The following is a 9,394-nucleotide window of genomic DNA, read 5'->3' as shown; positions in this document are numbered from 1 at the left end:
CGAGCGGATCCTCGAGACCGGCGCGCAGGTGGTCACCTCCGGGGACCTCGGGTGCCTGATGAACATCGGGGGGACGATCTCGCGGTCGGGCTACCCGGTCCGCGCGGTGCACATCGCGGAGATCCTGGCGGGCTCCGAAGGGACCGTCCCCTGAGGGAGCCCCTCGTCCGCCACTTCGTCCGCAACTCGGAAAAAGTTGTCGGAAAAAGTCAATTATCTTTCAACACTTACAGCCTTCCGACGGTAAGCAGCGGGACTCCGGCCATCGCCAGGTGAGAGGCATTGGTATGGCGCTTACGCCGAGCTCGGCATAACAGGCATACCTTCGTCACCCCTATGATCGATGCGGGGGTCGACCTGTACGTCATCGGCAAGATCGTCGGCCGCACGAACGCCACGATGACCGAGCGATACGGGCATCTCGTGAAAGGCCGAGACAACGAGGCTGTCGAAAAACTGCCGGATTGGGAAAGAAAGGAAGAACGAGGTTTTTGCCCTTCCTGCTCCGCCAAGCGCGCCACCCTATGGGCCAAGTTCATCCGGGAGCAGGTGATCCGCCCCGTCCCGCACCGGCATCAAAGTCTTCGCGCTTCCCAAGATCCTGCGGCCGGCATCCCGGTATCGGCGGAAGCTTCTTCCGCAACTCGCGCTGTGCGCCTGGAAGGCGGTGTCCGCGTTCCTCCGCGACGATACCGGTCAGGACACCCTTCCCGCCGCCATCGTCTCCCTCCAGACGGCCGGGGAGGTTTGGAACTGGCATCCCCACCTGCATGTCCTGGCTCCCGCAGGGGCCTTCCGGACGGACGGCGGCTTCGTCCACTCTCCCGCCTTCGATACCGTCGTCCTGCGGGGCCTGTTCCAGACCAACGTCTTGCCCCTGCTGCGCGACGATGCAGTACCCGTTCAACCCGAACGGGTCGGCGAATGGGATCGCGGCGCTTTGCTTCCCCGACGGCCGGCACCTGGCGATCATGCCCCATCCCGAGCGGACGTTCCTCACCTGGCAGTGGGCTTGGATGCCCGAGGAGTGGAGGCGATCCTTGAAGGCCTCCCCGTGGCTCAAGCTTTTCCTGAATGCCAGGGAGTGGTGCGAGAAGGGGTGAACTTCCGTCCCCGGCCCCGGATCTTCCCTTCGGCGGGGGGCATCTTAGTTAAGAAAATCCGCGAAGCGGGAAGAGGAGGCAGACGATGAAATCGCCTTTCGTGATCTGCGGTGCGTCGGGCAACGTCGGTTCCAGGATCGCCGAGTGGCTTCTGGCTGCCGGCGAACCGGTTCGCGTCATCGGGAGGGAGCGGGGCCACCTCGGGCCCCTGGCCTCGAATGGAGCGGAGTCGTGGCCGGGCGACCTCGGGGACGAGGCCTTTCTCGCGAAGGCCTTCGCGGGGGTCCGGGGCGCGTTCGTCCTGATCCCCCCGAAACACGACGCCCCCGACATCCGTGGGTATCAGAACCGGGTCGGAGATTCCCTCGTTTCGGCCCTTTCCAAGGCCCGCGTGCCGCGCGTCGTGACCTTGAGCAGCATCGGAGCGCACCTGTCCGAGGGAACGGGCCCGATCCTGGGCCTGCACGACCTGGAGTCGAAGCTCGAAACGCTCATGGGAGCGGGCGTGGTACACCTGCGGCCGGCCTATTTCATGGAGAACCACCTCTGGAGCATCCCCGTCATCCGGACACAGGGGGTCAACGGGAGCCCCGTGCGGCCCGACGTTCCGATCCCCATGGTCGCGACGAAGGACATCGCGGATGCGGCGGCCCGGCTGCTCCACGAGGGGTCCTTCACCGGACGTTCGGTCCGCTATCTGCTCGGTCCCCGGGACCTGACGATGTCCGAGGCCACCCGCATCCTCGGCGAGGCGGTCGGAACCCCGGGTCTCACGTACGTCCAGTTCCCCGAGGAGGAAGCGCGCAAGGCGATGATCGGGATGGGGATGTCCCGGAGCGTTGTCGAGGCGATGCTCGAGATGGAGCGCGGCTTCAACGCGGGAAAGATCCGCTCCACCCAGGGACGGAACGCGGAGAACACAACGCCTACGACCCTGGAGGAATTCGCGAATACCGTCTTCGCCAACGCGTACCGAGCCGTGGCGTAATTATGGAATGGAAGGGAGGAACCTTTTCATGAAAACGATTCGGTCGCTTGCGGTCGTATGCTCGCTCCTGGCGTTCGTCGGCGGATCGGGGCTGGCGGATCCGGTCCCGACCACGGCGCCGCCCGTCGCCGGGTTCGAAAAGATGAAGTCCCTCGTCGGGGAATGGACGGGGAAGTCCAGGGACGGCAAGCCGGTGACGATCTCCTATGCGCTCGTTTCGAGTGGCTCCGCCTTGATGGAGAAGATCGGGATGCCCCACGAATCCGACATGGTCACCCTCTATCATCCGGACGGCGACAGCCTGATGATGACGCACTATTGCGCCGCCCACAACCAACCGCGGATGCGCGCCGGGACGGTTTTGCCGGAGAGCCGGCGGATCGTCTTCGATTTCGTGGACGCGACCAACCTGGCCTCTCCCGACGCCGGCCATATGCACCGGCTCGAAGTGACCTTCGAGGACCGGGACCGCATCGTCCAGGAATGGACGTGGAGGGAGAAGGGGAAGGAAAAAATCGAAATCTTCACGCTCGAGAGGAGGAAGTAAGGGGCGGCCGATCCCATGAGGTCCATGATGGAACGGTGCGGGTGGGCGGACAGCGATCCGCTGATGCGCCGATCCCATGACGGCGATCGGGAACGCCCGCCGGGTCCTCGACGTGAGCAGCGAGTTCGGGACGTTCGACGACGACATCTGGCGGCTCGTGGGGGGAAAACCGAAAGCAGCACTTACCGTCGCGTCACCACCTGCTGCGGACGCCGGTCAGATGGTTCGTGGGGCCGCGACCGCTTCTCATCGAAAGACCGCTTCGGATCGTCTCGGTAACGACTCCTTGGCCTGCCGGACGGCCTCCGGCGGCGTCCGCCCGTTGGCCAGCCCGGCGGCGATGGCGGAGGCGAAGGTGCAGCCGGTACCGTGGGTATTTCCGGAATCCAACCGTGGCGATCGCAGGAAATGGAGCTCCCCGCCGCCGCAGAGCACGTCGATCGACTCGCCTTCGATGTCCAGGTGCCCTCCCTTCAAGACCACCCAGGGACACCCGATACTCGAATGCCCACCGGGGAGTCGCACGACGGCGCGAGGCCTTCCGACCCCCTGAACCTCCCCGGACGGTCTCCGCCCTTTTCGACGACTTCTCCCCCGACCCGTTCCCAAGGACTTACGGTCCGCAGTAAGGCGACCGGGGATCGGCCTTCTCCTTTCCTCCCCTTCCACCTCGACGTTCGAGGTGCGCGGGGATTTCGGGTTGCCCGCCATCCCATCGCGCGAATGCTGACGGCGAAAGGCTGCCGGATGCGGCGTAGCGGGGGGAAGGAGGCGCGGGAGCGTCGGGACGATCGACACGCCCCCGAACCAGGACGGCCGACCGGAGGAAAATCCCCTCTTGGACAGGCCAGCGAAAAAAGAAACTTCCTATACTCAGGAGTTCGCCTGATCCGTCTTCGCCCCCGCGCACAGGGCCGCGGCGTAACCCGAGGCACCGGGGCGGGCCCGTAGGTTCTATCCCGGGCCGGCCTGCTGGACGATCTCGTAGAAAGGGCACTTCCGGCAGTCGCCGATCTTCTCGGCAACGACGCACTGGACCTTCGTGTCGGCCATGGTTCCCGCCACGGACCAGCATATCCGTCCGAAGTTCGGGTACGCCGTGCACCTCTTCCCGACCGGGTCGATCGCCTCCACGCCGCACCGCATGACCTCCCAGCACTGCGCCTTGAACGCATCCTCCGAAGGGATATAGGGGATGAGGAGACTGAAGACCGACCCTTTGCCCGGTGTGCTCGACACCCTCGCGGAGCCCCGGTGCTCTTCCATGATCTTCCTGCAGATGGACAGGCCCAGCCCCGTCCCGTATCCGACTCCCTTCGTGGAATAGAACGGCTCGAAGATCCGGTCGATGATGTCCGGCGGGACGCCGTGACCCGAGTCGACCACGTCGATGACCACATAGTTGACGCCGTTCTCGCACTCCGTCCGCGTCGCCAGGGTCAGGGTCCCGCCCCCGGACATCGCGTCGATCGCGTTCGTCACGAGGTTGCCGAGAGCCATGCGGATCTGGTCGTCGTCGACGATGCACTGCGGCGGCCCCGGTCCGGGTAGGACCGACAGGTCGATCCCTTTTTCCCGGCAGACCTCTTCGTAATCCATTGCGGTCCGGACGAGCAGTTCGTTCATGTCCGCGTACCGGAAGTGGACCCTCGCATCGCGCGAAAAGATCAGCGTGTCCCGCAGGATCCGCTCCAGCCTCGCCACCTCGGAGACGACGACGTGCGCGTACCTCTTTTCCTTCGTGTCCTCCCCGAGACGATCCTCGAGCCGTTTGGCGAACCCCCCGATGACCGTGAGGGGATTGCGGATCTCATGGGCCACATCGGCGGTGAGCCGGCCCAGGGCCGAGAGCTTCTCCACCTCCATCAGCTTTTTCTGGAGAAGCGTCATCCTCTCCAGGGACCGCCGGAGATCCTCGTTCAGCCATTCGATCTTCTCCTTGTCCCTCCGCAGGACTCCGGAGAGCAGACCGATCGGCATCGCGATGAGGAACAGAAAGGATGCCTTGAGGAGGTAGTCGACCAGTTCGGGTTCGGACACCCGGACGCCGGCGGAATAATAGGCAGCCGCGCACACGGCCGCCGATACGAGCCCGCTGACCCAGCCGAAGTAGAAGGCGTGCAGGGCCGTGAGGAGATAGAAACCGATGAAGAAGCTGCTCGCGAACCCGCCGGAGTAGACGACCAGGAGGCAAACGAAGACGAGGTCGAAGAGGAACGACAGCCTGTAAATGTCCCGCTTCCTGTCGAAACGGATAAACAGCAGCGCGTAGATCAGGAGGCCATAGGCTACGAAGAAGGCCACGATCCGGAGAAAGGTCGAAACCGTTTCCGGCGGAACCTGCGCGACCAGGAGCCATGCGACGGCTCCCGCCAGGGCGGCGACCCGGAGAAAGAAGAACCCGACGTCCGCGATCTCGACGCCGCTTCGGGCCGCATCATATCGGGATTTCAGGGTGGTCATGTCCGCCCCCTGTCCGATTGCCCGTGATAATCGATTTCATTATATGGCATCCCGACAGGAAGTTTCTTTTTACGCTGCCTATCCAAGAGGGAATTTCCCTCCGGTCGGCCGTTGTGTTTCGGGGGCGGATCGATCTTCCCGACACCACTACCCCCCTCTCCCCCGCGCAACGCCGCATCCGGCAGCCTTTCGCCGTCAGTATACGCGCGATAGGATGGTGTGTCCCCGAACCCCACGCACACGTGGAACGTCGGGGTGGAAGGAGAAGAGGGGAGAAGTTCGGTCCCCGGTCGTTTTCCTGCGGACCGTAAGTCCCCGGGAACGGGTCGGAGGAGAAGTCGTCGAAAAGGGCGGCGACCGTCCGGGGAGTTTCCTCGGGTCGAAACCCCTCTGGGAAGCGGGAACGGGGAAGGGAGGGTGTCGGGCCCAAGAGAAGTCATGTATCCTGTATGCAAATGTCCGGGGGCCCGGCGGCGCAGGGTCCTTCCGCTGCCCGCTCCCGTGCAGACCGACAAGGCCAGGGCACGCTTTCAGGACGGTGTCCGAGAGATCCGGATCCCCAAGACCGAGGAAGCCAGGAAGAAGAGCCGCAAGGTCGCCATCGAATAGGAGGAAGACGCCATGATGCAGAAAAAGCTCACGTGCAGGGCGATGGGGATGAACTGCGGATTCGAGGTCTACGACGAGTCGGAGGAGGAGATCCTCGCGGCACTCGGAGACCACGCGAAGAGAGTGCACAAGGTCGAGTTCGACGAGACCCTGAAGCAGAAGGCGAAGGACCGCATCCGCTTCCACGAACCCTGACCGGACGAGGCGGCTTCCGCCGCCCCGCAACGCGCCGGGTAAGGGGGGCCGGGCATCCCCGCCCGGCTCCCCGGGGGCCCCGGCATCCAGGGGATCCGCGGCCGAGAACCGGGGGTTTGCCCGGGCATTGCCGCAGACATCCTGCGCTGCGGAGGAGGAACGTGTCTTCCTGGCACACGCTGGACCCGGACGCTGTGACCCGGGCGCTGGGCTGTGATCCGGCGCGGGGGTTGACCGAGGCGGAGGCCGCCCGTCGGCTGGAGGAAGGGAGGCCGAACGAGCTCTCCGGCCCCGCCGGCCGGGGGACCCCGGAAATCCTCAAAGCTCAGCTGTTCCAGATGCTGGTTGCGTTGCTCCTGGGGGCGGCGGGCGTGTCGGCCGCGTTGGGCAACCTCGGGGACACCGTCGCCATCCTCGCCATCGTCGTTCTGAATGTTCTTCTCGGGTTCCGCCAGGAGCACCGCGCGGAAAAGGCGTTGGCGGCGCTGACGAAGCTGGCCGCGCCGGAGGCGAGGGTTAGGCGGGACGGCTGCGTGCGCGACATCCCGGCGCGGCTGTTGGTCCGCGGGGACATCGTCCTGCTGGAGGCGGGCAGCCTCGTGCCCGCGGACGTCCGGATCCTCTCGGCCGTCAATCTGCGCATCCAGGAGGCGTCCCTCACCGGGGAGTCCGCACCGGTGGACAAGGGGAGCGCCGCGCTCGCCGGGGAGGATCTCCTCCCGGCGGACCGCACGAACATGGCGTTCGCGGGAACCTACGTCGCCTCGGGACACGGAGCGGGGTCGGTGACCGCCACCGGGGTGGACACGGAGCTTGGCGCCATCGCGGGGATGATCCGGTCCGTTGCGCCGGAGCCCACACCCCTCCAGCGGCGGATGGCGCAGCTCGGCGGATCGCTCGCCGCCGCGGCCTTAGCCCTCATCGCCGTGGTCTTCCTCCTGGGGGTCCTCCGGGGGGAGCCGTTGGGGGCGCTGCTCCTGACCGCCGTGAGCATGGCGGTGGCCGCCGTTCCCGAGGGGCTTCCCGCGGTCGTCACCATCGCGCTGGCCCTGGGGGCGCAGAGGATGCTGCGCCGCCGGGCCCTGATCCGCCGGCTTCCCTCGGTCGAGACGCTGGGCCAGGTCACGGTGATCTGCTCGGACAAGACCGGGACCCTGACCGAGAACCGGATGCGCGTCGCCGTCCTCGAGGGGGCGGACGGAAGCCTCGATACGGGGGAGCCCGGGACGGCCGCCCGAACCCTCCTGCTGGCGGGAGGAGCGCTGTGCAACGACGCGATTCTCACGCCCGCGGCGGCGGAAGATCCGTCCCTACGGGTGCTGGGAGACCCGACCGAGGCGGCCCTTGTGGAAGCTGCGGCGCGATCCGGGCTCCGCAAGGACGAGCTGGAAAGGGACTGCCCGCGGGTGGCGGAGGCGGGGTTCGATTCCGCCCGTAAGCGCATGACGACGGTGCACGCCCTTTCCGGGGACCCGGAGATCCTTTCTGCGTCCATCGAGGCCGAAATGCATGGGGCGCCTTACGTGGTCTTCACGAAGGGCGCCGTGGACGGCCTCCTCGAGGTCTGCACCGCAGTCCGGACGAAGGGCGGACTCGAGCCGCTCACCGGGCCGCGGCGCGAACGGATTCTCGCGGCGAACGACCGGATGGCGGGGGATGGGTTGAGGGTCCTGGGCGTGGCGTTCCGGACGCTCCCGGAGCTTCCGGGCCGGCCGTCCCCGGAGTCGCTGGAACGGGAACTGGCCTTCCTTGGGATGATGGGAATAACCGATCCGCCGCGCGCAGAGGTTCCCATGGCGGTGCGGCGGTGCGGCGACGCCGGGATTCGCCCGATCATGATCACCGGCGACCATGTCCAGACCGCGCTGTCGATCGCTCGGTCCGTCGGGATCGTGCAGGACGGCCCGGCGCTGACCGGGGCGGAGATCGCCTCCCTCTCCGACGACGATCTCGCGCTCGCCCTCGGGAAGGCGTCGGTGTGCGCGCGCGTGTCCCCGGAGCAGAAGTTACGGGTGGTCACGCAGCTGCAGAGGATGGGGCACGTGGTCGCGGTCACGGGCGACGGCGTCAACGACGCCCCCGCGCTGAAGAAGGCGAACATCGGAGTGGCCATGGGAATCGCGGGAACCGACGTCGCGAAAGAGGCGGCCGACATGGTCCTGCTGGACGACAATTTCGCCACCATCGTCGCCGCGGTCGAGGAGGGGCGTGCCATCTACGGCAACGTGCGCAAGTTCATCCGGTACATCCTGATGAGCAATTTCGGCGAGATCCTCGTCATGCTCGTCGGCCCCTTCCTCGGGATGCCCCTTCCCCTGCTCCCCCTGCAAATTCTCTGGGTCAACCTGGTGACGGACGGCCCGCCCGCGCTGGCGCTCGCCATGGAGCCGGCCGAGGGCGACGCGATGCGCCGGCCGCCGCGCCCGCCGTCCGAGCATATGCTCGCCGGAGGAATGGTGCGCGACATCCTCTTGGGGGGACTCGTGGTGGGGCTGGTCTCGCTGGGGGGGGGATATGTCCTGTGGCGGGGCGGGAGCGAAAGCTGGCAGACGATGGTGTTCTCGACCCTGACCGTGGCGCAGATGGGAAACGTGCTGGCCATGCGGTCGGAGCGCGCTCCGATCCTCCGTCTGGGACTGCTCACGAACAAGCCGCTTTTCGGGGCGGTTCTGCTGACGCTGGGCCTCCAGGCGGCGCTGGTCTACGTGCCGGCGCTTCAGGGCGTGTTCGGGACCGTGCCGCTTTCCCCCGCAGAGGCGTCCGTGGCCCTTTCCCTGGGAGGGCTGGTGCTCATGTTCCAGGAGGCCGTCAAGTGGCGGACGCGGCGTTAAAAACCCCGCCCGGGGATGTGCCGCTTGACCCTTGTGCGTTCCATCCCCGCCGGCGGCGTCAGGCCGCGGTGCCGCGGATTCGCCGCTTCTCCTCGCGCTCGATCCGCAAGCCGGGGAAGGGCGTCGAGGAGGTCACCCTTGTCGCCCACCGGGATCAGCGGCGGCTATCCCCGGAGTATCCCAAGATCCTGTTTGCTCCCGTACATCGTGGGAAGGGAAGCACCCCTTCCCGACACCCCTGAATGAATCACCATTCAGCCCCTTCACCGTCCCCTATGGCTGTTTGTATGGCATATAACAGCGAAAAACGATAAAATCACCAAAACGAACAAAACGGCAAAGGGTTGAATTGCCTAAGCATTCGATTTATAAGCCATCGGGGTTCTTCCGCAACTCGGAAAAAGCGCTGGCCGACCGCACGCTCCAGGTCGCCCTTTCCCGGACCACGAAAACGTTTCTCGAGAGACGGGCCGCCGCCGTGGCCGAATATCCCCGGTTCGAGGGCGCGAGGGAGCGTGCCTCGCGGATCCGGCAGGAGGCGCTCGACAATCTCGACGCGCACCTCGCCCGGTTCATCACCGAGGCGAGGAACCTCGGCGCGGTGGTCCATGCGGCGCGGGACGGGTCGGAGGCCCGGGAGATCGCCGTTCGGATCGCC

Annotated in this window: 8 protein-coding genes; 6 read left to right on the top strand and 2 right to left on the bottom strand. The window is 66.2% G+C overall.

The annotated features are described in order from the left end of the window. The first annotated feature begins 890 nt into the window (after positions 1-890). The 3 genes from VJ307_10185 (at position 891) to VJ307_10175 (ending at position 2,638) form a co-directional block, all read left to right on the top strand. A complete protein-coding gene (locus VJ307_10185; GenBank protein HJX74510.1) occupies positions 891-1,103 on the top strand; it encodes a phosphoribosylformylglycinamidine synthase subunit PurQ in 213 nt (70 codons plus the stop codon). A gap of 85 nt (positions 1,104-1,188) precedes the next feature. Further along, a complete protein-coding gene (locus tag VJ307_10180; GenBank protein HJX74509.1) occupies positions 1,189-2,091 on the top strand; it encodes an NmrA family NAD(P)-binding protein in 903 nt (300 codons plus the stop codon). A 28-nt stretch (positions 2,092-2,119) separates the two neighbouring features. Then, a complete protein-coding gene (locus VJ307_10175) occupies positions 2,120-2,638 on the top strand; it encodes a hypothetical protein (GenBank protein ID HJX74508.1) in 519 nt (172 codons plus the stop codon). A gap of 246 nt (positions 2,639-2,884) precedes the next feature. Here VJ307_10175 and VJ307_10170 read toward each other — a convergent pair whose 3' ends face one another. Beyond that, entirely contained in the window at positions 2,885-3,349 is a 465-nt protein-coding gene (locus VJ307_10170; GenBank protein HJX74507.1) for a bifunctional hydroxymethylpyrimidine kinase/phosphomethylpyrimidine kinase, read from the bottom strand. Positions 3,350-3,592: 243 nt separating this feature from the next. Next, on the bottom strand, positions 3,593-5,101 hold the full coding sequence (locus tag VJ307_10165) for an ATP-binding protein (protein ID HJX74506.1): 1,509 nt from the start codon (positions 5,099-5,101) through the stop codon (positions 3,593-3,595). A 621-nt stretch (positions 5,102-5,722) separates the two neighbouring features. Here VJ307_10165 and VJ307_10160 point away from each other — a divergent pair. The 3 genes from VJ307_10160 to VJ307_10150 form a co-directional block, all read left to right on the top strand. Then, complete coding sequence (locus tag VJ307_10160; GenBank protein HJX74505.1) at positions 5,723-5,905, top strand: DUF1059 domain-containing protein; 183 nt, start codon at positions 5,723-5,725, stop codon at positions 5,903-5,905. 161 nt (positions 5,906-6,066) lie between these two features. Further along, complete coding sequence (locus VJ307_10155; GenBank protein HJX74504.1) at positions 6,067-8,736, top strand: cation-translocating P-type ATPase; 2,670 nt, start codon at positions 6,067-6,069, stop codon at positions 8,734-8,736. Between the two features lie 349 nt (positions 8,737-9,085). Beyond that, positions 9,086-9,394: hypothetical protein (locus VJ307_10150; GenBank protein ID HJX74503.1), on the top strand; the 309-nt coding region annotated here is incomplete at its 3' end.

The organism is Candidatus Deferrimicrobiaceae bacterium (genome assembly GCA_035256765.1).
In the GTDB taxonomy this organism is placed as follows: domain Bacteria; phylum Desulfobacterota; class Deferrimicrobia; order Deferrimicrobiales; family Deferrimicrobiaceae; genus CSP1-8.
The sequence above is the reverse complement of the archived record's forward strand: the minus strand, read 5'-3'. Positions and strand labels throughout refer to the sequence as shown.

Excerpts from the sequence above, each read along its gene's own strand:
- VJ307_10185 (HJX74510.1), top strand. The coding sequence starts at position 891 with ATGCAGTACCCGTTCAACCCGAACGGGTCGGCGAATGGGATCGCGGCG.
- VJ307_10180 (HJX74509.1), top strand. The coding sequence starts at position 1,189 with ATGAAATCGCCTTTCGTGATCTGCGGTGCGTCGGGCAACGTCGGTTCC.
- VJ307_10175 (HJX74508.1), top strand. The coding sequence starts at position 2,120 with ATGAAAACGATTCGGTCGCTTGCGGTCGTATGCTCGCTCCTGGCGTTC.
- VJ307_10170 (HJX74507.1), bottom strand. The coding sequence starts at position 3,349 with ATGGCGGGCAACCCGAAATCCCCGCGCACCTCGAACGTCGAGGTGGAA.
- VJ307_10165 (HJX74506.1), bottom strand. The coding sequence starts at position 5,101 with ATGACCACCCTGAAATCCCGATATGATGCGGCCCGAAGCGGCGTCGAG.
- VJ307_10160 (HJX74505.1), top strand. The coding sequence starts at position 5,723 with ATGATGCAGAAAAAGCTCACGTGCAGGGCGATGGGGATGAACTGCGGA.